The following is a 24,307-nucleotide window of genomic DNA, read 5'->3' as shown; positions in this document are numbered from 1 at the left end:
CCGCTTTCCGGACACCGCCCCTCCAGGTTCGGCGCGTGCAGTCCCCACGGGCGGAGCGTGGCTGATACTGGAGGGGTTATGGACATCGTCATCCTTGCTGTAGTCATCGCCGTGGTCGTGCTCGGCGCGATCAGCGGGCTCGTCGTCAGCGGCCGCAAGAAGAAGCAGCTGCCGCCGTCCCCGCCGGCCGCCCCGAAGCCCTCCGTCACCGCGCCCCCTGCCGAACCGCATGTCGGCGAGGAGGCCGAGCCCCCCCGCGACGAAGAGCGTCGCACCATCGAAGAAGTCACGCTGCCCACCGCCGAGGCCCCTGCGGCCGAGGCACCGGCCGCCGAGCCCGAGGCGCCCGCGGCGCCCGCCATCGAGGTCCCCGAGCCCACCGCCGGCCGGCTGGTCCGGCTGCGCGCCCGGCTCTCCCGCTCCCAGAACACCCTGGGCAAGGGCCTGCTGACCCTGCTCTCCCGCGAACACCTCGACGAGGAGACCTGGGAGGAGATCGAGGACACCCTGCTGACCGCCGACGTCGGCGTCACGCCCACCCAGGAGCTGGTCGAGCGGCTGCGGGAGCGGGTCAAGGTGCTCGGCACCCGCACCCCCGAGGGGCTGCGCGAGCTGCTGCGCGAGGAGCTCCTCGGCTTCATCGGCACGGACGCCGACCGCACCGTGCACACCGCCAACGGCATCGGCAACGGCGGCGACGAGATCCCCGGCGTCGTGATGGTCGTCGGCGTCAACGGCACCGGCAAGACCACCACCACCGGCAAGCTCGCCCGGGTCCTGGTCGCCGACGGCAAGTCGGTGGTCCTCGGCGCCGCCGACACCTTCCGCGCCGCGGCCGCCGACCAGCTCCAGACCTGGGGCGAGCGGGTCGGTGCCCGTACGGTCCGCGGACCCGAGGGCGGCGACCCCGCCTCCATCGCCTTCGACGCGGTGAAGGAAGGCATCGCCGAGGCCGCCGATGTCGTCCTGATCGACACCGCGGGCCGGCTGCACACCAAGACCGGTCTGATGGACGAGCTCGGCAAGGTCAAGCGGGTCGTCGAGAAGCACGGCCCGGTCGGCGAGGTGCTGCTCGTCCTGGACGCCACCACCGGCCAGAACGGCCTGGTCCAGGCGCGGGTCTTCGCCGAGGTCGTGGACATCACCGGCGTGGTGCTCACCAAGCTCGACGGCACCGCCAAGGGCGGCATCATCGTCGCCGTCCAGCGTGAACTGGGCGTCCCGGTCAAGCTCGTCGGCCTGGGCGAGGGAGCGGACGACCTGGCGCCCTTCGAGCCGGAGGCATTCGTCGACGCCCTGATCGACTGACGCCGCCACCAGGGCACCCCGCCCGGACCGTCACCGGCCCCCGGACCCGCAGACCGCGGGTACCGGGGGCTGACGCTTGTCCGCACGGGGTTCGCTCTGCCGGACCGGCCGTAGCGCAGACCGACCGCCCAAAGACCTCGGACCGACCGCCGGAGACCCCGGACCGCCCCGGCCCGCGCGCTCAGACCGCCGAGCGGTTGCAGGCGTACGCCAGGGTGCCCACCATCAGCCGCGCCTGTGGCGGCCGGCCGGCGGTGTCCAGGGCCGGCGGGCGCAGCCAGCGCACCGGGCCGTGGCCGCCGAGGTCGGAGGGGGGTGCGGTGAGGTGGTCGCCGGGGCCCAGGGAACGCAGGTCGAGCGAGGCGTCGTCCCAGCCCATCCGGTAGAGCAGATCGGGGAGCTGCCCGGCCGCGCCGGGGGCGACGAAGAACAGCGCCCGGCCGGTCGGTGCCAGCGCGACCGGGCCCAGCGGCAGCCCCATCCGCTCCAGCCGCGCCAGCGCGTTGCGGCCCGCGGCCTCCGGCACGTCGAGGAGGTCGAACGACCGGCCCACCGGCAGGAGGATGGCGGCGCCCGGTGTCTCGGCCCACGCCGCGGCCGCCTTCTCCCAGCCGGCACCGGCCGTCAGCTCCGCACCGAAGGCCAGCGGATGCGCACCGGGGGAGGGGCAGTCGGCGGCCCCGCACGAGCAGTCCGTACGGCCGCTGCCCGCACGGACCGCCCGCGCGCCGGGGACCACGTCCCAGCCCCACAGCCCGGTGTACTCCGCCACCGCCGAGATCTCGTTCGAGCGGGCGCGGCGCCGGGAGCTGGAGCGCCTCTCTCGGATGCCGCCGATCGTGAAGCCCATGCCCCCTCCAACGGGTGGTGCGTGCCAGTGGTTACGAGTCGGCGGGTTGACGGTCCGGCCCCGCCGGGGTCCCGTCGGCGCCCGTGGTGCGGTGGTGTGCCGGGTGGTGTGGTGCGCCGTGTGAGCCCTTGTGTGCTTCGTTCCGCCCGGCGTTCTTCGGCCTGTGTCAAGTCAATCGCGAGAGCTGGGCGGGGAGTTCATTCGAAGGGGTGGCGAATGGTGGCGTTTCCGCGATCGCCCTCGCGGCGGGCGTGATCGTAGGATTACTTTCGGTGCGCGAACCCCGGAGAGGCACCCTTCGCACGGGTATGCCGGTGGCAACGCACAGGTCGAGCACAGGCCAAAAGGTGTGGCCGGAAACCGTGATCGGGTAGATGTACCCCGGACAGGCGTCGTAACGGACGGCGACCTGTGGGCAGTTCGCGGCACGCACCAGGCACCAGGCACCAACGCAGCTATCGGGATGGGGGCTTCCAGTGGGCGGCAACGGCGGCACGGGCGGCACCGACGCCGTCAAGCAACCCAACGCACAGTTGGGTTCATGGTTCATGCGCAGCGGCTGGTCCAAGGGCGAACTGGCCCGGCAGGTCAACCGCCGGGCCCGCCAGATGGGCGCCCACCACATCAGCACCGACACCTCGCGGGTGCGCCGCTGGCTCGACGGTGAGCAGCCGCGCGAGCCCATCCCGCGGATCCTGTCCGAGCTGTTCTCCGAACGCTTCGGCTGTGTGGTCGGCATCGAGGAGCTGGGCCTGCGCTCCGCGCACCAGTCCCCGTCCGTCTCCGGCGTGGACCTGCCCTGGGCCGGGGCCCAGACGGTCGGCCTCATCAGCGAGTTCTCCCGCAGCGACCTGATGCTGGCGCGCCGCGGCTTCCTCGGCACCTCCCTCGCGCTCGCCGCCGGCCCCAGCCTCATCGAGCCGATGCAGCGCTGGCTGGTCCCGGTGCCCGCTGGCCAGGGCGGCGCGGAGGAACCCGACCGCGCCCGCCGCCCCGCGCGGCTGTCCGGGCCGGAGCTGGATCTGCTGGAGTCGACGACCGCGATGTTCCGCCAGTGGGACGCGCAGTGCGGCGGCGGGCTGCGGCGCAAGGCGGTGGTCGGCCAGCTTCACGAGGTCACCGACCTCCTCCAGGAGCCGCAGCCGGAGCACGTGGCCAAGCGGCTGTTCAAGGTCGCCGCCGAACTCGCCGAACTCGCCGGCTGGATGAGCTACGACATCGGCCTCCAGCCCACCGCGCAGAAGTACTTCGTGCTCGCGCTGCACGCCTCCAAGGAGGCCGGTGACCGGCCGCTGGGCTCGTACATCCTTTCCGGCATGAGCCGGCAGATGATCCACCTCGGCCGGCCCGACGACGCACTGGAGCTGATCCACCTCGCCCAGTACGGCAGCCGGGAGACCGCCACCCCGCGCACCCAGGCCATGTTGTATGCGATGGAGGCCCGCGCCTACGCCGGGATGGGCCAGCCCAGCAAGGTCAAGCGGGCCGTCCGGATGGCCGAGGACACCTTCTCCGACGTCCTGCCCGGCGAGCCCGAGCCGGACTGGATCCGCTTCTTCTCCGAGGCCGAGCTGAACGCCGAGAACGCCCACTCCTACCGCGATCTCGCCTATGTCGCCGGCCGCAGCCCCACCTACGCCTCGCTCGCCGAGCCCGTCATGCGGCGCGCCGTTGAGCTCTTCGGCAAGGACCCCGAGCACCAGCGGTCGTATGCCCTCAACCTGATCGGGATGGCCACCGTGCATCTGCTCCAGAAGGAGCCCGAGGCATGCGCCGCGATGGCGCAGCAGGCGATCCCGTTCGCCCGGCAGGTCCGCTCCGAACGGGTCAACACCCGGCTGCGCAAGACCGTCGACAACGCGGCGCGGGAATTCGGCGGCGTCGCCGAGGTGATCCGGCTCAGCGACGAGCTCACCCGCCAGCTGCCCGAAACCGCGGAGGCCGTCTGACGGCAAACCCACCCCTGAACTCCGGCCGCGGCCACCGCCCCGTACAGCCCGACTCGGCTCCCCCATGCCAGGTCACGCGGGCGGCAGCCGCGGCCGGGCTGTGTTTTGCGCCTAAACCGGCGCCGCTCTCGCGGAGGTGGTTGGGTGCCGTGGGGGTTGCTCAATTGGTGGTTTCGGGGGGTTGAACGGGTGATGCTGGGCTGATCTGGCAGTTCACCAGGGCGTAACACGGTGGGCGTCTTCGTCACGGGGGTGAAACACCCGCAAGGTTTGGCCGAAACCACGCTGCGACAACCTCATCGCGAAGTCGGCCCACCAGAAACACGCCCGCACGGGCCGCATCGACGACGAGGAGACGCCGATGCCCCCAGGCATCCTGACGCTCGCAGCAGACAAAGCGACACTCAGCCCGGCCAACACCGGGTTCATGCTGATCTGCTCCGCATTGGTGATGGTCATGACCCCCGGTCTCGCCTTCTTCTACGGCGGCATGGTCCGGGTCAAGAGCGTGCTCAACATGCTGATGATGAGCTTCATCAGCCTGGGCATCGTGACGATTCTGTGGGTCCTCTACGGCTTCGGGCTCGCCTTCGGCACCGACCAGGGCGGCTTCATCGGCTGGGACGGGAACTTCGCCGGGCTCAGCGGCATCGGCCTGACGGAGCTGTGGGGCGCCACCACCATCCCGGTCTATGTCTTCGCGGTCTTCCAGCTGATGTTCGCGATCATCACGCCCGCGCTGATCAGCGGTGCACTCGCCGACCGGGTGAAATTCACCGCCTGGGCGCTGTTCATCGCGCTGTGGGTCACCGTCGTCTACTTCCCCGTCGCCCACTGGGTCTGGGGCGAGGGCGGCTGGCTGTTCGAGCTGAAGGTCATCGACTTCGCGGGCGGTACGGCCGTCCACATCAACGCCGGTGCCGCGGCGCTCGGCGTGCTCCTCGTCGTCGGCAAGCGCATCGGCTTCAAGAAGGACCCGATGCGGCCGCACAGCCTCCCCCTGGTGATGCTCGGCGCCGGTCTGCTCTGGTTCGGCTGGTTCGGCTTCAACGCCGGCTCCTGGCTCGGCAACGACGACGGCATCGGCGCGGTCGCCTTCGTCAACACCCAGGTCGCCACCGCCGCCGCGATGCTCGGCTGGCTGGCGTACGAAAAGCTCCGGCACGGCTCGTTCACCACGCTCGGCGCGGCCTCCGGCGCGGTCGCCGGACTCGTCGCGATCACCCCGGCCTGCGGCGCGGTCAGCCCGCTGGGCGCCATCGCGGTCGGTGTGATCGCCGGTGTGCTGTGCGCCATGGCGGTCAACCTGAAGTACAAGTTCGGCTACGACGACTCCCTCGACGTCATCGGTGTCCACCTCGTCGGCGGTGTCGCCGGATCGCTGCTGGTCGGCCTGTTCGCCACCGGCGGGGTGCAGAGCGAGGCCAAGGGCCTGTTCTACGGCGGCGGCTTCGAACAGCTCGGCCGGCAGGCCGTCGGTGTGTTCAGCGTGCTGCTCTACTCCCTGATCGTCTCCTACGTCCTTGCCAAGGCGATCGACCTGGTGATGGGCTTCCGGATCGGTGAGGACGAGGAGGTCGCCGGCATCGACCAGGCCGCGCACGCGGAGACCGCATACGACTTCACCGGTGCGGGCGGTGGCACGGTCGGCCGACTCGGCGAGGCCCTGACAAAGAAGGTGAACGCGTGAAGCTCATCACGGCAGTAATCAAGCCGCACCGGCTGGACGAGGTGAAGGACGCCCTCCAGGCATTCGGTGTGCACGGCCTGACGATCACCGAGGCCAGCGGATACGGCAGACAGCGCGGGCACACCGAGGTGTACCGCGGCGCCGAGTACACCGTCGACCTGGTCCCGAAGATCCGTATCGAGGTGCTGGTCGAGGACGCCGACGCCGAGGAACTGACCGACGTCATCGTCAAGGCGGCCCGCACCGGCAAGATCGGCGACGGGAAGGTGTGGAGCGTCCCCGTCGACGACGCGGTACGGGTGCGGACCGGGGAGCGGGGGCCGGACGCACTGTGAGACCACGGCCGGGCTCCGGCGCCGGCCCCGGGCGGCTCTCCGCCGTCGGGGACCGCGGCCGGGCCCGGCCGCCCCGGCGGCGGCTGGCCGACCGGTCCGCGGCAGCACAGACTGATCGTGCGGGCCCGGCCGGCACGGGGGCGGCCGCACGGGATACGGGGACGGCGGGGGACCACCACGACCAAGGAGCGCGCGCGTTGACGGACAGCGTCGAGGACACGGCAGGACCGGCCGGAACGCAGAGCCCGGGGAACGAACCCGCGACCGCCCCGGAAGGGGGTTATCCCGCGGCCCGGCTGCGCCTCCTCCAGGACGAGACCACCACCGGACCCGACCGCCGCGCCGCCCTCGCCCGGCTCACCGACGACTGGCTGGCCGGCCTGCTGGCCCGGCACGGCAGCGCCGCCGGCCTGTCCGGCACCGCCCTGGTCGCCGTCGGCGGCTACGGCCGCGGCGAGCTCTCCCCGCGCAGCGACCTCGACCTGGTCCTGCTGCACGACGGCCGCGCCGACGCCGGCGCCCTCGCCGCGCTCGCCGACCGGCTCTGGTACCCCGTCTGGGACCTCGGCCTCGCCCTCGACCACTCGGTACGCACCCCCGCCCAGGCCCGTAAAGCGGCCCGTGAGGACCTCAAGGTGCAGCTGGGCCTGCTCGACGCCCGCCACCTGGCCGGCGACCCCGACCTGACCGCCGAGGTGCGCACCGCCGCCTACGCCGACTGGCGCGAGAGCGCCCCCAAGCGGCTCCCGGAACTCCGCGACCTGTGCCAGGAGCGCGCCGAGCGGCAGGGCGAACTCCAGTACCTCCTCGAACCCGACCTCAAGGAGGCCCGGGGCGGGCTGCGGGACGCCACCGCGCTCCGGGCCGTCGCCGCCTCCTGGCTCGCCGACGCCCCGCGCGGCGGCCTGGAAGCCGCCCGCACCCGTCTCCTCGACGCCCGCGACGCGCTCCACCTGACCACCGGCCGCGCCACCGACCGGCTCTCCCTCCAGGACCAGGACCAGGTCGCCACCGCCCTCGGCATGCTGGACGCGGACGCCCTGCTGCGGCAGACCTACGAATCCGCCCGCACCATCTCCTACGCGGCCGATGTCACCTGGCGCGAGGTCGGCCGGGTCCTGCGCGCCCGCTCCCTCAAGCCCACCCTGCGCGGGCTGCTGCACGGACGCAGCGCGGGCAAGGGCGAGCGCTCCCCGCTCGCCGAGGGCGTCGTCGAACTCGACGGCGAGGCGGTGCTGGCCCGCACCGCGCGCCCCGAGCGGGACCCGGTGCTGGTGCTGCGCGCCGCGGCCGCCGCCGCCCAGGCCGGGCTGCCGCTGGCCACCCACTCGATCCGCCGCTGCGCCACCGCCGGCCCGCCGCTGCCGGTGCCCTGGCCCGCCGAGGCCCGCGAGCAGCTGGTCACCCTCCTGGGTGCGGGCACTCCCACCGTGCCCGTATGGGAGGCCCTGGAGGCCGAAGGCATCATCCCGCGGCTGCTGCCCGACTGGGAGCGCGTCCGCTGCCGCCCCCAGCGCAACCCCGTCCACACCTGGACCGTCGACCGCCACCTGGTCGAGACCGCCGTACGGGCCGCCGCCCTGACCCGCCGGGTGCACCGCCCCGACCTGCTGCTGGTCGCCGCCCTGCTGCACGACATCGGCAAGGGCTGGCCCGGCGACCACTCGGTGGCCGGCGAGACCATCGCCCGCGATGTGGCGGCCCGGCTCGGCTTCGACGCCCGGGACACCACGGTGATCGCCACCCTCGTACGGCACCATCTGCTGCTCATCGAGACCGCCACCCGGCGCGATCTCGACGACCCGGCGACCATCGGCGCGGTCGCGGAGGCGGTCGGCAGCACCCGCACCCTGGAGCTGCTGCACGCCCTGACCGAGGCCGACGCGCTGGCCACCGGGCCCGCCGCCTGGAGCGCCTGGCGCGGCGGCCTCGTCGCCGACCTGGTCAAACGGGTCGCCGCGCGGCTCGCGGGGGAGCCCGACCCGGATCTGCGCGGCGCCGGCGAGCCGACCGCGGAACAGGAGCGGCTGGCGATCGAGGCCCGGCGCACCGGCGGCCCGGTCCTGGCCCTCCACCGGCGCGCCGAGGCCCCCACCGAGGCCGCCGGCGGAGCCCCCACCGAGGCCGGCACCGGACCGGAGACCCCGGCACCCGCCCAGGAACCGGTCGGGGTGGAACTGCTCATCGCCGTCCCCGCCCACCCGGCGCCCGGCCGCCGCCCCTCGACGAGCCCCGCGGGAGCCCCTCCGAGGGGCGTGCTGCCCGCCGCGGCCGGGGTGCTGGCCCTGCACCGGCTCACCGTCCGCGCCGCCGACCTGCTCCTCCTCGACCCCATCGACGAAGGCCCCGTCCTGGTACTGAGCTGGCGGGTGGCCGCCGAATACGGCTCGCTGCCGCAGGCCGACCGGCTGCGCGCCGATCTGCTCCGCGCCCTGGACGGCACCCTCGACATCCCCGCCCGCCTCGCCGAGCGCGAGCGCGCCTACGCCCGCCGTTCCCGGGCCGTGCTCTCCCCGCCACCCCGGGTCACCGTCGCCCCCGGCAGCTCCGACACGGCGACCGTGATCGAGGTCCGGGCCCAGGACGCCCACGGCCTGCTGCACCGCATCGGGCGCGCCCTGGAGGCGGCCGGCGTGGCCGTCCGCAGCGCCCACATCAGCACCCTGGGCGCCAATGCCGTGGATGCGTTCTACGTCACCGGGGCGGACGGGGCGCCGCTCGCGGACGCCGCGGCCCACGAGGTGGCGGCGGCCGTGGAGCGCGCCCTTCAGTAGCGGCCGGGAATACAGGGCCGGAACGGTTTGCTTGCGGAGGCCGATACCCTAGAACCCGACTGCACCCCGCCCCCGACCCCGAGGATCGACGACCGCCGTGTTCGATACGCTTTCCGACCGCTTGGCGAGTACTTTCAAAAACCTCCGGGGCAAGGGCCGCCTGAGCGAGGCGGACATCGACGCCACGGCGCGTGAGATCCGTATCGCGCTGCTGGAAGCCGATGTCGCCCTGCCCGTCGTCCGGGCCTTCATCAAGCAGGTCAAGGAGCGGGCCACCGGCTCCGAGGTCTCCCAGGCGCTGAACCCCGCCCAGCAGGTCATCAAGATCGTCAACGAGGAGCTCATCGGCATCCTCGGCGGCGAGACCCGCCGGCTGCGGTTCGCCAAGACCGCGCCGACCGTGATCATGCTGGCCGGTCTCCAGGGTGCCGGTAAGACCACCCTCGCCGGAAAGCTCGGCCGTTGGCTCAAGGGCCAGGGCCACGCCCCGATGCTGGTCGCCTGTGACCTCCAGCGCCCCAACGCCGTCAACCAGCTCTCCGTCGTCGCCGAGCGCGCCGGCGTGGCGATCTTCGCGCCGGAGCCGGGCAACGGCGTCGGCGACCCGGTCCAGGTCGCGAAGGACTCGATCGAGTACGCCCGCGGCAAGCAGCACGACGTCGTCATCGTCGACACCGCCGGCCGGCTGGGCATCGACCAGGAGCTGATGCAGCAGGCCGCGGACATCCGCGACGCGGTCAGCCCCGACGAGGTCCTCTTCGTCGTCGACGCGATGATCGGTCAGGACGCGGTCAACACCGCCGAGGCGTTCCGCGACGGCGTCGGCTTCGACGGTGTGGTGCTCTCCAAGCTCGACGGTGACGCCCGCGGTGGTGCCGCGCTGTCCATCGCGCACGTCACCGGCAAGCAGATCATGTTCGCCTCCAACGGCGAGAAGCTGGACGACTTCGATGCGTTCCACCCGGACCGCATGGCGTCCCGCATCCTCGGCATGGGCGACATGCTCTCGCTCATCGAGAAGGCCGAGCAGACCTTCAGCCAGGCCGAGGCCGAGAAGATGGCGGCCAAGCTGGCGAAGGGCCCCAAGGAGTTCACCCTCGACGACTTCCTGGCCCAGATGGAGCAGGTCCGCAAGATGGGCTCCATCTCCAAGCTGCTCGGCATGCTGCCCGGCATGGGGCAGATGAAGGACCAGATCAACAACCTCGACGAGCGCGAGGTCGACCGCACCGCCGCCATCATCAAGTCCATGACCCCGGCCGAGCGCCAGGAGCCGACGATCATCAACGGCTCGCGCCGGGCCCGTATCGCCAAGGGTTCCGGTGTCGACGTCAGCGCGGTCAAGGGCCTGGTCGAGCGGTTCTTCGACGCCCGCAAGATGATGTCGAAGATGGCCCAGGGCGGCGGCATGCCCGGGATGCCCGGCATGCCGGGGATGCCTGGCATGGGTGGCGGCGCACGCAAGAAGAAGCAGGTCAAGCAAGCCAAGGGCAAGCGCAAGAGCGGCAACCCGATGAAGCGCAAGGCCGAGGAAGAGGCGGCGGCCGCGCGCCGCGAGGCCGCCCAGGCCGGCAACCCGCTGGGCCTGCCGCAGGGCGGCGGCCAGGACCCGCAGAACTTCGAACTCCCCGAGGAATTCAAGAAGTTCATGGGCTGACCCGGTTCCCGGGTTGCCCCCGGCTCCACCGCATGAGCCCCTGGCCCTCCTTGTGGAGGCAGCCGGGGGCTCATGCTTTGGGCTACGGCGTAGGGCTCATGCTTATGGCCACCGCGTAGGGCTTACGCCGATGGTCACCGCCTAGGGGTCACGCCCATGGTCACCGCGTAGGGTCACGCCCATGGTCACCGCGTAGGGCTCACGGCTACCGAAACCGAGCCTCTACACCCGCCCACCCCCCGAAGGGGGGTGGGCGGCGGGGAAAATCCAGGGCCTTGGGGGCCGTGCGAAGTCAGGGCCCCCGGGGCCGCAGGGCAAGCCGAGAGCCCCGCTCCCTACCGCGTCCGCGCGATCAGGTACCGGAACACATTCGGCATCCACACGGTGCCGTCCGCCCGCTGATACGGATGCAGCGCCTCCGCGAGTTCCTTCTCCACCTGACGCTGCTCCGTCACCTCCAGGGCCGCGTCGAACAGCCCCGTCGACAACAGCCCCCGTACCGCACTCGCCGGATCCGCGTACCCGAACGGGCAGGCCACCCGCCCCGAGCCGTCCGGCCGCAGCCCGGCCCGGTCCGCCAGCTCCTCCAGGTCGTCCCGTTCACTGGGCCGCCACCCACGGGAGCCGATGACGTGGCCGCCGGGGGGATCGGCCAGCCGCTGCGCCACCCGTAGCACCCCGGCGGTGGCGCACCGCTCCACCGGGCCCCAGCCGCCGAGCACCACCGGGCTGCCGCGCTCCGCCATCCCGGCCGCCGCCGTGAGCGACGCCGTCAGCCCCTCGACCGTGCTCACACAGCCCACCGGGTGGAACGCCGTGACGACGTTGAACGCGGCGTCCCCGGGCGCCGCGGCCTCCAGACCGCCGCTGACCAGCCGGGTGTGCTCCGGCATGCCGTCCGGGGTGAGCCGCTCACGCGCCAGCTCCAGCCGGGACTCGTCCGCGTCCACCCCGCTGACCTGCGCGCCGCGTGCCGCCGCGAGCAGCAGCGCCAGACCGGACCCGCAGCCCAGCCCGAGCAGCCGGGTACCGGGACCGATTCCCAGACGGTCGTACGCGGCTTCGTACAGCGGCACCAGCATCCGCTCCTGGATCTCGGCCCAGTCGCGGGTGCGCGCCCGCGACCGGGCCGGAGCGGGCGGGTCGTCGCAGCGCATGGATCCGGAGTGCGGAAGCTGGTGCCGCACGAGCGTCGGTGACATCGATAGCGCCCCTATTCGCCGAGAACCCGAAGCTGTTCCGTACCGATCGCCCCCGTGTTCGCGCGTGGTGCGCCCCCGCGATCCAGACAACTGCGCATTCGTCCAAGCGTCCAGGGGGTGCGCCGGGGTTGTCTCCCGCGCGCCCCCGTGTGCGCCGGGCCTGCTCCCTGGAGCGCCGTTCCAGCGTGCCCCGGCCGGCGCCGTTCCGCCACGGCAGCGCCCGCCGCCCGGTTCCCCGGACGCCCGGGTCCGACGGGCCTACGGTGGGATTCGAGCCGGTGCGGCCGGGCACAGGAACGCCCCGTACCATCGCCGCCATGATCGTTGCCCCGGGATACGACCGGATACGGTCGGCTACGCCATGCGGCGTACGCGGGGATACGTACCGGCTTGCGGGCCGCTGGGCGCCTTCTGCGCAGATCTGCGCACCCGCCCTCGGCACGACTCATGACCGGAAACTGACTGGTACGTGCAAATTATTTGAGATGCCCCGGAATCGGAACACTCGGCGACCCCGGCTCGTTGTCACGACGTGAGCACGACACCGCCTGTCCTCGCCGCCGAACTGGCGCTCGCCTGGGCCGATATTCAACGGCACCACCCCGAGCTGCCGGATCTGGCCGCGCCCGAGTCCCTGATCGGGGAGTCCTCGTCCGCCTGTGGCGCGGAACTCTCCTTCGAACGGCTGCTCCATGAGGCAGTCCATGGCATCGCCGCCGCCCGCGGCGTCCGTGACACCTCCCGCGCAGGCCGCTACCACAACCGCCGATTCCTGGCGATCGCCGAGGAGTTGGGCCTGGACCATATCGACGAGCCGCACCCCAGCAGCGGCTTCTCCCTGGTCACGCTCAACCCCGAAGCCAGAAGGCGCTACCGCTCCACCATCGAACGCCTCGGCAGAGCCCTCAAGGCGCACACCGCCGCCACCGCCACCGACACCACCCGCAGCTTCCGGGGCCCGGCCGCCCGGCACGGCTCCTCCGGAGGCGGCGTCCGCGTCAAGGCCGTCTGTGACTGCGGACGCAATGTCCGCGTCGTGCCGTCCGTGCTCGCCCAGGCGCCGATCGTCTGCGGCGGCTGCGGGAAGCCTTTCCGGATCCCCGAGGTGGCCGCGGTCGGCTGACCCGAGGGCGTGTGGCACAATGGCTAGCTGTACTCGACAGTCGCACAGGACCCCTCTCTCCTCCGGCTGACGCGTCCATCGGGCACCCCGAGTACCGCAACCCCACGTGGCATCCCGTTGTGCCCCACCACGTCAAGACCAGGAGACACCACTCCCGTGGCAGTCAAGATCAAGCTGAAGCGTCTGGGCAAGATCCGTTCGCCTCACTACCGCATCGTCATCGCCGACTCCCGTACCCGCCGTGACGGCCGGGCCATCGAGGAGATCGGCCTGTACCACCCGGTGCAGAACCCCTCGCGCATCGAGGTCGACTCCGAGCGTGTCCAGTACTGGCTGGGTGTCGGCGCGCAGCCGACCGAGCCCGTCATGGCCATCCTCAAGGTCACCGGCGACTGGCAGAAGTTCAAGGGCCTGCCCGCCCCGGCGCCCATGAAGGTCGCCGAGCCGAAGGCCGACAAGCGCGCCCTCTTCGAGGCCGCCGCCAAGGCTTCCGGCGACGAGCCGAAGGGTGAGGCCATCACCCCGAAGGCGAAGAAGGCTGACAAGAAGGCGGACGAGGCTGCGGCCGAGTCCACCTCCGAGTCGACCGAGGCCTGAGCATGCTCGAGGAAGCCCTCGAGCACCTCGTCAAGGGCATCGTCGACAACCCCGATGATGTGCAGGTAGCCTCGCGCACCCTGCGCCGCGGGCGCGTGCTGGAGGTCCGGGTCCACCCCGACGACCTCGGCAAGGTGATCGGCCGTAATGGCCGGACCGCCCGCGCGCTGCGGACCGTCGTGGGCGCCATCGGCGGCCGTGGCATCCGCGTCGACCTCGTCGACGTGGACCAGGTCCGCTGACAAGTTGAACACCGGCTCGGGCCGGGGAGGGCCCTCGGGTCGTCCCCGGCCCGAGTTCGTTGGTGAGCGTGGACCCACCCTCGTCACCCTCCATCGAGAAACCACGACGGCCCCCGCCGCCTCCGCGCAAGCGGCGGCGGTTCCGCCGCAAAAACGGGAGAGAACAGCGTGCAGTTGGTAGTGGCGCGAATCGGCCGCGCCCACGGCATCAAGGGCGAGGTCACGGTAGAGGTGCGCACCGACGAGCCCGAACTGCGGCTCGGCCCGGGCGCAGTCCTCGCCACCGAACCCTCCTCCGTCGGACCGCTGACCATCGCGACCGGCCGGGTGCACAGCGGCCGGCTGCTGCTGCGCTTCGAGGGCGTCACGGACCGCACGGCCGCCGAGGCGCTGCGCAACACCCTGCTGATCGCGGAGGTCGACCCCGAGGAAGTCCCCGAGGACCCCGAGGAGTTCTACGACCACCAGCTGATCGACCTCGATGTCGTCACCCGTGACGGCACCGCCGTCGGCCGCATCTCCGAGGTCTCCCACCTGCCCTATCAGGACCTGCTGATCGTCCAGCGGCCGGACGGCAGCGAGGTCATGATCCCGTTCGTCGCCGAAATCGTCCCGGAGATCGACCTGGAGGAGCAGCGCGCGGTCATCGACCCACCGCCCGGCCTCCTCGACGACAGCCAGGCCGAGATCGCCAGCAGCCGCGAGGACAGCTGATGCGGCTCGACATCGTCACGATCTTCCCCGAGTACCTGGAGCCGCTGAACGTCTCCCTCGTCGGCAAGGCCCGGGCCCGCGGACAGCTCGATGTGCGCATCCACGACCTGCGTGAATGGGCCCACGACAAGCACAACACCGTCGACGACACGCCCTACGGCGGCGGCCCCGGCATGGTCATGAAGCCCGAACCGTGGGGCGAGGCGCTCGACGAGATCCTCGCGTCCGGTGACGGGGAACCGGTGATCGTCGTCCCCACCCCCAGCGGCGCCCCCTTCACCCAGCAGCTCGCCGTCGAACTCTCCGCCAAGCCCTGGCTGGTGTTCACCCCGGCCCGCTACGAAGGCATCGACCGCCGCGTCATCGAGGAGTACGGCGACCGCGTCGACGTCCGTGAGGTCTCCATCGGCGACTACGTTCTGGCCGGCGGCGAGGCACCGGTCCTGGTCATGGTCGAGGCGGTGGCCCGGCTGCTGCCCGGTGTCCTCGGCAACGCCGCCTCCCACCAGGACGACTCGTTCGCCCCCGGTGCGATGGCCGACCTCCTGGAAGGGCCCGTCTACACCAAGCCCCCCGAGTGGCGCGGCCGCGGTATCCCCGACGTCCTGCTCAGCGGCCACCACGGCAAGATCGCGCGCTGGCGCCGGGACGAGGCATTCCGCCGGACCGACCTCAACCGCCCCGATCTGATCGAACGCGCCGACCCCGCCGCATTCGACAAACACGACCGCGCGATACTCGCCGCCCTCGGCTGGTCGGAGGACGACGAGGGCCGATTTGGGCGGACGAGCGGGGCCGTGGAAGAATAGGCCGCTGCTGTGTGCGTCCGGCGCGCGCCCCTGCCACAGGGGGAACGACGCCCGCCCGACGGAACGGCATCCGAAACATCCTTCCCATATCCCGTTGATGACCTGTGGCATCAGCGAAGAAAGCAGTAGGTCATGCACCTTCTCGACTCCGTCGACGCCGCGTCGAAGCGCAGCGACATCCCGGCCTTCCGCCCGGGTGACACCGTCAACGTCCACGTCCGCGTCATCGAGGGCAACCGCTCCCGTGTGCAGCAGTTCAAGGGCGTTGTCATCCGCCGTCAGGGCGCCGGCGTCCGCGAGACCTTCACGGTCCGCAAGGTCAGCTTCTCCGTCGGCGTCGAGCGCACCTTCCCGGTGCACACCCCGATCGTCGAGAAGATCGAGGTCGTGACCCGCGGTGACGTCCGTCGCGCCAAGCTGTACTTCCTGCGTGAGCTCCGCGGCAAGGCCGCGAAGATCAAGGAGAAGCGCGACAACTGAGCCGGGCCGCCCCGGAGCACGATTTTTTGCGCCGGGGCAACGCAAACCGACGCTCACGTACGGCGTCCGGATCCGGCCGGATAGGCTCAGGGCCCGATGGACACCGACGCACAGCTCACGCAGCGCGACCCCTCTCCCGCCCCCGACCAGGGGCCGGAGCAGGGGTCGCGCTTCGCGCGTTTCCGCGCCCGTGCGGCCGGTCTGCGCCACCGGCCGGTCACCCTGCTCGCGCTCTGCCTGGCCTTCGCGCTGCTGCTCAGCACGTTCATCGCCCAGCCCTTTCTGATCCCCAGCTCCTCCATGGAGAACACCCTGCGGATCGGGGACCGAGTGCTGGTCAACAAGCTGGCGTACCGTTTCGGCAGCCCACCGGCGCGGGGCGATGTGGTGGTCTTCGACGGCACCGGATCCTTCGTTCACAGGGAACAGGGGGAGAATCCCGTCACGGGACTGCTGCGCGGAGCCGGCGCGGCGCTCGGCCTGGCCCGCCCCGCCGAGACCGACTACGTCAAGCGTGTGATCGGCGTCGGCGGCGACCATGTGACCTGCTGCGACAAACGGGGACGGATCAAAGTGAACGGTGAGCCCGTGAGCGAGGCGTATCTCCACCCCGGGGACGCGCCGTCCTCGGTGGATTTCGACATCGTGGTGCCGGACGGCAGGCTGTGGGTCATGGGGGACCACCGCGCCAGATCCAGTGATTCCCGCGACCACCTCGGCCAGCCGGGCGGCGGCACGGTCCCCGTGGACAAGGTCATCGGCCGTGCGGACCTGATCACCTGGCCGATGAGCCGCTGGCGCACCTTCGACGCCCCAGGGACCTTCGACCGGATACCCGCCGCGGCAGGCCCCCATGGGTAAGCGCGGACGCCCCCGCCACGGGAGCCAGGGCGACGGCCCGCCGAAGCAGAGCCGGGCGCGGGGTGCCGGCCCAACGGGACAGGGCGACGAGGCGTACGGCGATTCCGGCGCGGACGGCGGCCCGCAGGAGACGGCCGGGCACGGCGGCCGGCGGTCGGCCCGGGTCGCGACCGGTGGGCGTGCCGCGCGGCGGCGCCAGGCGAAGCGCATCAAGCGCCGCAGACAACGCTCCTACCTGAAGGAAATCCCGATCCTGGTCGGCGTGGCGCTGGCCATCGCCCTCGTTCTGAAGACCTTCCTGGTCCAGGCGTTCGTCATCCCGTCCGGCTCCATGGAGCAGACGATCAAGATCGGCGACCGGGTGCTGGTCGACAAGCTGACGCCGTGGTTCGGCTCCAAGCCGGAGCGCGGTGACGTCGTCGTCTTCAAGGACCCCGGCGGCTGGCTCAAGGGCGAGCAGACCAAGCCCCCTTCCGACGGGGGCGCCTTCCAGCCGGTCAAGGACGCCATGACCTTCATCGGGCTGCTGCCCTCGGCCGATGAACAGGACCTGATCAAGCGGGTCGTGGCGGTCGGCGGCGACACCGTCAAGTGCTGCGACAAGCAGGGCCGGGTCACCGTCAACGGCAAGCCCCTGACCGAGCCGTACGTCCACCCGGGCAACCCGCCCTCCACGCTGAAGTTCACGGTGGCCGTCCCCACCGGACGGATCTTCGTGATGGGCGACCACCGCTCGGACTCCGCGGATTCGCGCTTCCACCTGGACGAGCCGTACCGTGGCACGGTCTCGGAGGACAACGTCGTGGGCCGGGCCGTGGTGATCGCCTGGCCGTTCAGCCACTGGCGGCGCCTCGAAGAGCCCGACACCTTTGCGACGGTGCGCGACGCGCCGGGCGCCAAGGCGTCCTCGGCAGGTACGCCGCATAAGGTGTCATCCGAGAGTTTGTCCGTACTCCCGACCCCTGCGGAACTCCCGCTCGTTATGGGAGTGGTGGGCCTGCACCGGTTGACGGGCGGGCGAGTGCGTGGAGTGAGGAGCAGATGTGGGGGACTTGGCGGTCGGCGCGCGGTCCGGAACCGAAGAGCCCGAAGAGCCGGCAGGGCGTGGTGAGGCCGCGGGACCGGCGACGAGTTCCGTGCATCAGTCACCAGCACAGTCAGGGGCGCGGTCGCAGCGTTCCGCCCGGACCGACGAATCGGACACATCCGATACGTTGGGCAGATCGTCGGGCGAGGAGGTGAGCGGCGGCATGAAGAAGGCCAAGAAGCCGCGCGCCTTCTGGAAGGAGCTGCCGATCCTCATCGGCATCGCTCTGCTCCTGGCGCTGCTGATCAAGACGTTCCTGGTCCAGGCGTTCTCGATCCCGTCCGACTCGATGCAGGACACCCTCCAGCGCGGGGACCGGGTGCTGGTCGACAAGCTGACGCCGTGGTTCGGTTCCAAGCCGCAGCGCGGCGAGGTCGTGGTCTTCCACGACCCGGGCGGCTGGCTGAACGAGACGCCGACCCCCGAGCCCAACCCTGTCCAGAAGGTCCTCAGCTTCATCGGCCTGATGCCTTCGGCCGAGGAGAAGGACCTGATCAAGCGGGTGATCGCGGTCGGCGGCGACACCGTCGAGTGCCACGGCACCGGCCCGGTCAAGGTCAACGGCAAGGCCCTCAAGGAAGACTCGTACATCTTCCCCGGCGTCACCCCCTGCGGTGACCGCGCGTTCGGCCCGATCCACGTCCCCAAGGGCCGGATCTGGGTGATGGGCGACCACCGCGACGACTCCCTCGACTCCCGCTACCACCAGAACCTCAAGGGCAATGGGACGGTCTCGGAGGAGGAGGTCGTCGGCCGGGCGTTCACCATCGCGTGGCCGATCAACCGCTGGTCGACCCTGCCGGTACCCGACACTTTCGACCAGCCCGGGATCAACAAGGCAATGGGGGCGGCTCCGGCCGCCCTGGGGCTGGCCGGCGCGGTGCCGATCGTGCTGTGGCGTCGCCGGAGGCTGACCGGAGAGCGTAACCCCAGGTAAGGTGCCGTCCCGGATCTTCGACGCGGGCCGGTTCCGCGGGGTGGGAGCGCTGGGATGAGCAGCAGTACCGATCACAGGACCGACGGCCGCGGCCGGACGACGGGCAGCGTGCTGTCCGGTCTGGCCGTGGCCGTCGGCTGTGTGCTGTTCCTGGGCGGCTTCGTATGGGGGGCGCTGATCTACCGCCCCTATACGGTGCCGACCGATTCGATGTCGCCCACGATCGCGGCCGGTGCCCGAGTCCTGGCCGAGCGGGTGCACGGCTCCGAGATACGGCGCGGTGACATCGTCGTCTTCAAGGACGACGTCTGGGGCGACCTTCCGATGGTCAAGCGCGTCGTCGGCACCGGCGGCGACAAGGTCGCCTGCTGCACCAAGCAGGGCCGGCTGACCGTCAACGGAAAGCCCGTCGAGGAACCGTATCTCCAGGGCAGCGGGCCCGCCTCTCCCGTGGGCTTCAAGGCCAAGGTCCCCGCCGGACAGCTCTTCCTGCTCGGCGACCACCGCAACGACTCCCTCGACTCCCGGGTCCATCTCACCGACGGCGACCACGGCTCGGTGCCGCGCAGCGCCGTCAATGCCCGGGTCGACGCGCGCGCCTGGCCGCTCGGCAGCGTCGGCGTGATGCACCGCCCCACCAGCTTCTCCGCGCTGCCCGGCGGTATCTCGCAGCCCGGCCCGGTGCAGCCCATCACCCTCGCGGTGGTCGCCGGTGCGGTTCTCATCCTCGGTGGTGCGGCATACGGGCCGCTCGCCCGGCGCAGGGCGCGCAGGCGTGGCTGAACGGCAGCGGGGGAGGGGCGCCGGGGGACCGACGGGGCGTCGGGCGGGGGGCGACGGTGCGGCCGCCGAGGAGTCGGCCGGGCCCCGTGCGGCCGACGAGCGGGACGAACCCCGAGAGGCGGCCGCATCCGACGTACCGGAGGCGGCTGCCGTGCGTCAGGTCTCCCGCGTCGTGCTGCTCGACCCCGACGACCGGATCCTGCTGCTCCACGGCTTCGAACCGGACCGCCCCACCGAGACCTGGTGGTTCACCCCCGGCGGCGGCCTCGAAGGCACGGAGAGCCGAGAAGAGGCGGCCCGCCGCGAGCTCGCCGAGGAGACCGGCATCACCGACGCCGTCCTCGGCCCCGTCCTGTGGAAGCGCCACTGCGCTTTTCCGTTCGACGGGCGCCGCTGGGAGCAGGATGAGTGGTACTACCTGGGAAGAACCGAGCGGACTGCCACCCACACCGGCGGGCAGACTGACCTGGAGCGACGCAGCGTCTCGGGACTGAGGTGGTGGACTTGGGAGGAACTGTCCGCCTCCCGTGAGACGGTGTATCCGACCAGACTCGTCGAGCTGCTGCGCACGCTGCTCGACGATGGGCCCCCCGATGCGCCGGTGCTCCTGGAGACCGAGCGGGTCTGACGCACAATGGGGGGACGCACGGCTGAAGGGGATCTGCCATGAGCGCCGAGGACCTCGAGAAGTACGAGACCGAGATGGAGCTGAAGCTCTACCGGGAGTACCGCGACGTCGTCGGGCTGTTCAAATATGTGATCGAGACCGAGCGTCGCTTCTACCTCACCAATGACTACGAGATGCAGGTGCACTCGGTCCAGGGCGAGGTCTTTTTCGAGGTGTCGATGGCTGACGCCTGGGTCTGGGACATGTATCGCCCGGCCCGCTTCGTCAAGCAGGTGAGGGTACTCACGTTCAAGGACGTGAATATCGAGGAGCTCAACAAGAGCGATCTGGATCTTCCGGGGAGCTGAGCCGGCCGGGGCCCGGGGCTGCCGGGGCCCGGGGCGGCCCACCGTCATCCGGACGGGTGAGCCGGTTATCCACAACCGGCTCACTGTCCACCAAGATCCAATAGATCGGGTCGGGGGCGTCACAGTCGGTGCCGGAGGTGGTACCGCATGAACGCCATGCAGGCCGGCCGGCAGGCCGGGAAGAACGCAGCGGTCACGGAGGAGCGGTCGAGGACGCGCTCCGCGAGGGACCGGAACGCGGCACGGGGGGCGAGCTCGGCGAGCGGCCGGGGCGAGGCGCTCGGGTCGGGCTCGGCGAGCGGGCAGGGCGAAGCGCCAGGGTCGCGTTCGACGAGCGGACCGGACGAGGCGCGCGGCGGCGCGGGGCCGGTCGGCGAAGAGGCGCGCAGCACGGGTTCGGGGCGGGCCGCGAAGGTTGCGCCGGCCGGTGGCCGCAGGGGCGGAGCGCCGCCCGCGGGGCGTAAGCCCCCCGCGGCGGCCGGGCGGACCGTCGCCGACCCGGGAGACACCAGCCCGACAGACACCGGCCCCACGGTCGCCAAACCGCCCGACACCCGGCGCCGCGCCCTCGGCCGGTACGGCGAAGACCTGGCGGCCCGGCGGCTCATCGAGGCCGGGATGCGGATCCTGGACCGGAACTGGCGCTGCCGCGAGGGAGAGATCGACATCGTCGCGGCCGACGGCGACGCCCTGGTGGTCTGCGAAGTCAAAACCCGCCGCGCCGGCTGGTACGAACACCCCATGGCGGCCGTACGCCCCGAGAAGACCGCGCGGCTGCGACTTCTGGCGGAACGCTGGCTGGAGCAACACGGCGGCCCCCCGCCCGGAGGCGTACGGATCGACGTCATCGGCGTCCTGCTGCCGGCCCGCGGCGCCCCGGTCGTCCAGCACGCACGAGGGGTGGCCTGATGGGATTCGCCCGCACCTGCTCCGTCGCCCTGGTAGGCGTCGAAGGTGTCGTCGTCGAAGTCCAGGCCGACCTGGAACCCGGCGTCGCCGCCTTCACCCTCGTCGGACTCCCCGACAAGAGCCTCATCGAGTCCAGGGAACGGGTGCGCGCCGCCGTCGTGAATTCCGGCGCCGAATGGCCGCAGAAGAAGCTCACCGTCGGCCTGAGCCCGGCCTCCGTACCCAAAGGCGGCAGCGGCTTCGACCTGGCAGTGGCCTGCGCGGTCCTCGGTGCCGCCGAGCGCCTGGACCCCCGCGAACTCACCGACCTGATGATGATCGGCGAACTGGGCCTGGACGGCCGCGTCCGCCCCGTACGCGGAGTACTGCCCGCCGTATTAGCCGCCGCCGACGCCGGATACCGCCAGGTCGTCGTCCCGGAACAGACCGTGGCCGAGGCGTCCCTCGTGCCCGGCATCTCCGTCCTCGGCGTACGCAGCCTGCGCCAGCTCATCGCCGTCCTCGCCGACGAACCGGTGCCCGACGAGGAAGACCCCCGGCAAGAAGGCCGCCCCGACCCCTCGCTCGCCGGGCTGGTCGTGCCCGGAACCAGCGTCGGCGCGGGCCTGCCACCCGGGGACCACACCCCCGACCTCGCGGACGTCGCAGGCCAGCACAGCGCCCGCCGCGCCCTGGAAGTAGCCGCCGCCGGACGCCACCACATCTTCTTCAAGGGCCCGCCCGGCGCCGGCAAAACCATGCTCGCCGAACGCCTCCCCGGGCTGCTGCCACCCCTGTCGCCCAAAGAGTCCCTGGAGGTCACCGCCGTCCACTCGGTAGCCGGCACCCTCCCGCCGGGCCAGCCACTCGTCCACCGGCCGCCCTACTGCGCCCCACACCACTCCGCGACCATGGCGTCCCTCGTCGGCGGCGGCACCGGACTGCCCCGCCCCGGCGCCGTCTCCCTCGCCCACCACGGTGTGCTGTTCGTGGACGAAGCCGCGGAGTGCAGCCCACGCGTCCTGGACGCACTGCGCCAGCCGCTGGAGTCCGGTCATGTCGTCGTCGCCCGCGCCGCGGGCATGATGCGCATGCCCGCCCGCATCCTCCTCGCCCTCGCGGCCAACCCCTGCCCCTGCGGACGGCACGGCACCACCAGCGGTGGCTGCGAATGCCGGCCCTCGTCCATCCGTCGCTACCGGGCCCGGCTCTCCGGACCCCTGATGGACCGGGTGGACCTGCGGATCGCCGTCGAGCCGGTCGCCCGCGCCGAACTGATCGCACTCGGCCGCGGCACGGAAACCACCGCCGCCGTGGCCGAACGCGTCCGGACCGCCCGGGAACGGGCCGCAGCCCGCTTCGCCGACACACCGTGGCACACCAACAGCGAGGTACCCGGCCACGAGCTGCGCACCCGCTGGCAGGCCCACCCCGGCGCGCTGGCCCAGGCGGAACGCGACCTCGAATGCGGCCTCCTCACCGCCCGTGGCCTCGACCGCGTCCTCCGCGTCGCCTGGACGGCCGCCGACCTGGCCGGCCGCGACCGCCCCACCAGTGAGGACGTCAACTGGGCCCTGGAACTCCGCACCGGCGTACGCCGCGGCGCACCGACGGCGGCCGGTGGCGGCGGAAAGCACCAAGAGACCGCGACCGCCCGACTGCCGCACCAGCAGGGGCAACCATGAACGGCATCGACGCATGGGGCTTCGCCACTGACGAGCCGGAGCCGGACGGCAAGCACCGGGGCCGCGCCCTCGACCCCACAGCCGGACCGGGGCATACCGTGCCCGCGACGACCGAGCCGAGCTCCGCGACCACCGACCCATGGTGCGCATCCGGCGAGGCACCCGACCCGCAGCGCACGGCCCGCGCAGCTCTCACCCGCATCCTCGAACCAGGCGATGAAACCGCCGGCCGCTGGCTGCGCGAGATGGGCCCGCAGGCCCTGTGGCACACGCTGTCCGACGACGAGGCGGCCCCGCCACCGGGTGCAAGCCCGGCAAAGGTCGCGGGCCTGCGGCTGCGCGCCGCCCGCGCACGCCCCACGGCGGACCTCGACGCCGTCACCGCACTCGGCGGCCGGTTCATCTGCCCCGGGGACGACGAATGGCCCGGCCAGCTCGACGACCTCGGCGACGCCCGCCCCATCGGTCTGTGGGTGCGCGGGACGGCCAACCTCCGGCTCTGGGCACTCCGCTCGGTCGCCGTCGTCGGCGCCCGGGCCTGCACCGAATACGGCGCCCACCTCGCCACCACCCTCGGCGCCGGACTCGCCGACCGCGGCTGGACCGTCGTCTCCGGAGCCGCCTACGGTGTGGACGGCGCGGCCCACCGCGGTGCGCTCGCCGCGGACGGCGCGACCACCGCCGTCATGGCCTCCGGAGTCGACCACCCCTACCCGCGAGGCCACACCGAGTTGATCGGCCGGATCGCCCAACAGGGCCTGGTGGTAGCCGAGTTACCGCCAGGCGACCACCCCACCCGCAGCCGCTTCATCCAGCGCAACCGGGTGATCGCCGCGCTCACCAGAGGCACCGTCGTCGTGGAGGCCGAACTCCGCAGCGGCTCCCTCGTCACGGCCCGGCGGGCACACACCCTCGGGCGCTTCACGATGGGCATGCCGGGCCCGGTCACCAGCGGCCTGTCCGCCGGTGTCCATCAACTCCTGCGCAGCGAGGCCACGGTGGTCACCGACGCCGACGAGGCCATCGAGCTCGTCGGCAGCATCGGCGACCTCGCCCCCGAACGGGAAGGCCGGACCCGCATCCGCGACCTTCTGGACCCCGTCGCCACCCTCGTACTGGAGGCGCTCCCGGCGCGCGGCAGCGCGGACACCGGCCATCTGGCTCAAGAGGCCGGCGTGCCCCGCGATGTCACCCACGCCAAACTCTTCGAGCTGCTGTCCCTCGGATTCGTTCAAAGGTGCGGTGATCGCTGGGAGTTGGCGCGACGCGCCGAGGCGACCGGGCGTTCCCGGCGAGGCGGTACTTGACCTGGGGCGAACGGGTGAAAGGGTGAGGGGAATGACCGCAGAATCCAGGTTTGC

General features: G+C 72.0%; 22 protein-coding genes and 1 pseudogene. 21 read left to right on the top strand and 2 right to left on the bottom strand.

What is annotated here, in order from left to right; genetic code table 11:
* Positions 1 to 78 precede the first annotated feature (78 nt).
* Entirely contained in the window at positions 79 to 1,308 is a 1,230-nt protein-coding gene (ftsY, locus tag ACFWJW_RS27050; RefSeq protein WP_387246278.1) for a signal recognition particle-docking protein FtsY, read from the top strand.
* 181 nt (positions 1,309 to 1,489) lie between these two features.
* Here ftsY and ACFWJW_RS27045 read toward each other — a convergent pair whose 3' ends face one another.
* Positions 1,490 to 2,158, bottom strand: a complete 669-nt coding sequence (locus ACFWJW_RS27045; protein ID WP_387246276.1) for a bifunctional DNA primase/polymerase — start codon at positions 2,156 to 2,158, stop codon at positions 1,490 to 1,492.
* 476 nt (positions 2,159 to 2,634) lie between these two features.
* Between ACFWJW_RS27045 and ACFWJW_RS27040 the strand changes: the two genes are divergently transcribed.
* The 5 genes from ACFWJW_RS27040 (at position 2,635) to ffh (ending at position 10,563) form a co-directional block, all read left to right on the top strand.
* The gene (locus ACFWJW_RS27040) at positions 2,635 to 4,107 is read left to right on the top strand and encodes a hypothetical protein (protein ID WP_387246274.1); all 1,473 of its coding nucleotides are present in this window, start codon (positions 2,635 to 2,637) and stop codon (positions 4,105 to 4,107) included.
* Between the two features lie 361 nt (positions 4,108 to 4,468).
* Positions 4,469 to 5,797: an ammonium transporter gene (locus ACFWJW_RS27035; RefSeq protein ID WP_387246272.1), complete on the top strand. Its 1,329-nt coding sequence runs from the start codon at positions 4,469 to 4,471 to the stop codon at positions 5,795 to 5,797.
* Positions 5,794 to 6,132 (top strand): P-II family nitrogen regulator, encoded by a 339-nt coding sequence (locus tag ACFWJW_RS27030; protein WP_042149346.1) that lies wholly within the window; start codon positions 5,794 to 5,796, stop codon positions 6,130 to 6,132. The genes ACFWJW_RS27035 and ACFWJW_RS27030 overlap by 4 nt, the downstream gene beginning before the upstream one ends.
* A 197-nt stretch (positions 6,133 to 6,329) precedes the next feature.
* Positions 6,330 to 8,906 carry a [protein-PII] uridylyltransferase gene (locus tag ACFWJW_RS27025; RefSeq protein ID WP_387246270.1) on the top strand — a complete coding sequence of 859 codons (2,577 nt, stop codon included), beginning with the start codon at positions 6,330 to 6,332 and terminating at the stop codon, positions 8,904 to 8,906.
* 97 nt (positions 8,907 to 9,003) lie between these two features.
* Positions 9,004 to 10,563, top strand: a complete 1,560-nt coding sequence (gene ffh / locus ACFWJW_RS27020; protein ID WP_387246268.1) for a signal recognition particle protein — start codon at positions 9,004 to 9,006, stop codon at positions 10,561 to 10,563.
* A gap of 335 nt (positions 10,564 to 10,898) precedes the next feature.
* Here the strand turns inward: ffh and ACFWJW_RS27015 are convergent, their stop codons facing one another.
* Positions 10,899 to 11,765 (bottom strand): methyltransferase domain-containing protein, encoded by an 867-nt coding sequence (locus ACFWJW_RS27015; protein ID WP_387246266.1) that lies wholly within the window; start codon positions 11,763 to 11,765, stop codon positions 10,899 to 10,901.
* A 532-nt stretch (positions 11,766 to 12,297) separates the two neighbouring features.
* Between ACFWJW_RS27015 and ACFWJW_RS27010 the strand changes: the two genes are divergently transcribed.
* The 15 genes and pseudogenes from ACFWJW_RS27010 (at position 12,298) to dprA (ending at position 24,253) form a co-directional block, all read left to right on the top strand.
* Positions 12,298 to 12,888 carry a hypothetical protein gene (locus ACFWJW_RS27010; RefSeq protein ID WP_085928598.1) on the top strand — a complete coding sequence of 197 codons (591 nt, stop codon included), beginning with the start codon at positions 12,298 to 12,300 and terminating at the stop codon, positions 12,886 to 12,888.
* A gap of 156 nt (positions 12,889 to 13,044) precedes the next feature.
* Positions 13,045 to 13,485, top strand: coding sequence for a 30S ribosomal protein S16 (gene rpsP / locus ACFWJW_RS27005; protein WP_387246265.1), 441 nt, complete (start codon positions 13,045 to 13,047; stop codon positions 13,483 to 13,485).
* A 2-nt stretch (positions 13,486 to 13,487) separates the two neighbouring features.
* On the top strand, positions 13,488 to 13,727 hold the full coding sequence (locus ACFWJW_RS27000) for an RNA-binding protein (RefSeq protein ID WP_003980229.1): 240 nt from the start codon (positions 13,488 to 13,490) through the stop codon (positions 13,725 to 13,727).
* 168 nt (positions 13,728 to 13,895) lie between these two features.
* On the top strand, positions 13,896 to 14,441 hold the full coding sequence (rimM, locus tag ACFWJW_RS26995; RefSeq protein ID WP_387246263.1) for a ribosome maturation factor RimM: 546 nt from the start codon (positions 13,896 to 13,898) through the stop codon (positions 14,439 to 14,441).
* Entirely contained in the window at positions 14,441 to 15,250 is an 810-nt protein-coding gene (gene trmD, locus ACFWJW_RS26990) for a tRNA (guanosine(37)-N1)-methyltransferase TrmD (protein ID WP_387246261.1), read from the top strand. The genes rimM and trmD overlap by 1 nt, the downstream gene beginning before the upstream one ends.
* A gap of 132 nt (positions 15,251 to 15,382) precedes the next feature.
* Positions 15,383 to 15,730, top strand: coding sequence for a 50S ribosomal protein L19 (gene rplS, locus ACFWJW_RS26985; protein ID WP_018087148.1), 348 nt, complete (start codon positions 15,383 to 15,385; stop codon positions 15,728 to 15,730).
* Between the two features lie 96 nt (positions 15,731 to 15,826).
* Entirely contained in the window at positions 15,827 to 16,591 is a 765-nt protein-coding gene (lepB, locus tag ACFWJW_RS26980) for a signal peptidase I (protein WP_387246259.1), read from the top strand.
* Entirely contained in the window at positions 16,584 to 17,702 is a 1,119-nt protein-coding gene (gene lepB / locus ACFWJW_RS26975) for a signal peptidase I (RefSeq protein WP_387246257.1), read from the top strand. The genes lepB (ACFWJW_RS26980) and lepB (ACFWJW_RS26975) overlap by 8 nt, the downstream gene beginning before the upstream one ends.
* Positions 17,635 to 18,615: a signal peptidase I gene (lepB, locus tag ACFWJW_RS26970; protein WP_387246255.1), complete on the top strand. Its 981-nt coding sequence runs from the start codon at positions 17,635 to 17,637 to the stop codon at positions 18,613 to 18,615. The genes lepB (ACFWJW_RS26975) and lepB (ACFWJW_RS26970) overlap by 68 nt, the downstream gene beginning before the upstream one ends.
* A 54-nt stretch (positions 18,616 to 18,669) precedes the next feature.
* Positions 18,670 to 19,398, top strand: coding sequence for a signal peptidase I (lepB, locus tag ACFWJW_RS26965; protein WP_387246253.1), 729 nt, complete (start codon positions 18,670 to 18,672; stop codon positions 19,396 to 19,398).
* Between the two features lie 151 nt (positions 19,399 to 19,549).
* Positions 19,550 to 20,026: an NUDIX hydrolase gene (locus tag ACFWJW_RS26960; RefSeq protein ID WP_387246251.1), complete on the top strand. Its 477-nt coding sequence runs from the start codon at positions 19,550 to 19,552 to the stop codon at positions 20,024 to 20,026.
* Between the two features lie 38 nt (positions 20,027 to 20,064).
* Positions 20,065 to 20,373 carry a DUF2469 domain-containing protein gene (locus tag ACFWJW_RS26955; protein ID WP_003980220.1) on the top strand — a complete coding sequence of 103 codons (309 nt, stop codon included), beginning with the start codon at positions 20,065 to 20,067 and terminating at the stop codon, positions 20,371 to 20,373.
* A gap of 558 nt (positions 20,374 to 20,931) precedes the next feature.
* Positions 20,932 to 21,282, top strand: a pseudogene (locus ACFWJW_RS26950) (YraN family protein); the annotation flags it as partial.
* Positions 21,282 to 22,946: a YifB family Mg chelatase-like AAA ATPase gene (locus ACFWJW_RS26945; RefSeq protein WP_387246249.1), complete on the top strand. Its 1,665-nt coding sequence runs from the start codon at positions 21,282 to 21,284 to the stop codon at positions 22,944 to 22,946. The pseudogene ACFWJW_RS26950 and the gene ACFWJW_RS26945, both read left to right, overlap by 1 nt.
* Positions 22,943 to 24,253: a DNA-processing protein DprA gene (gene dprA, locus ACFWJW_RS26940; RefSeq protein ID WP_387246247.1), complete on the top strand. Its 1,311-nt coding sequence runs from the start codon at positions 22,943 to 22,945 to the stop codon at positions 24,251 to 24,253. Before ACFWJW_RS26945 ends, dprA begins: the two co-directional genes overlap by 4 nt.
* Positions 24,254 to 24,307: the final 54 nt, after the last annotated feature.

Origin of the sequence: Streptomyces sp. NPDC127097 (genome assembly GCF_042724075.1) — a bacterium.
In the GTDB taxonomy this organism is placed as follows: Bacteria; Actinomycetota; Actinomycetes; order Streptomycetales; family Streptomycetaceae; genus Streptomyces.
Note: the sequence above shows the minus strand (reverse complement) of the source record. Positions and strands in the feature narration are given on the sequence as shown.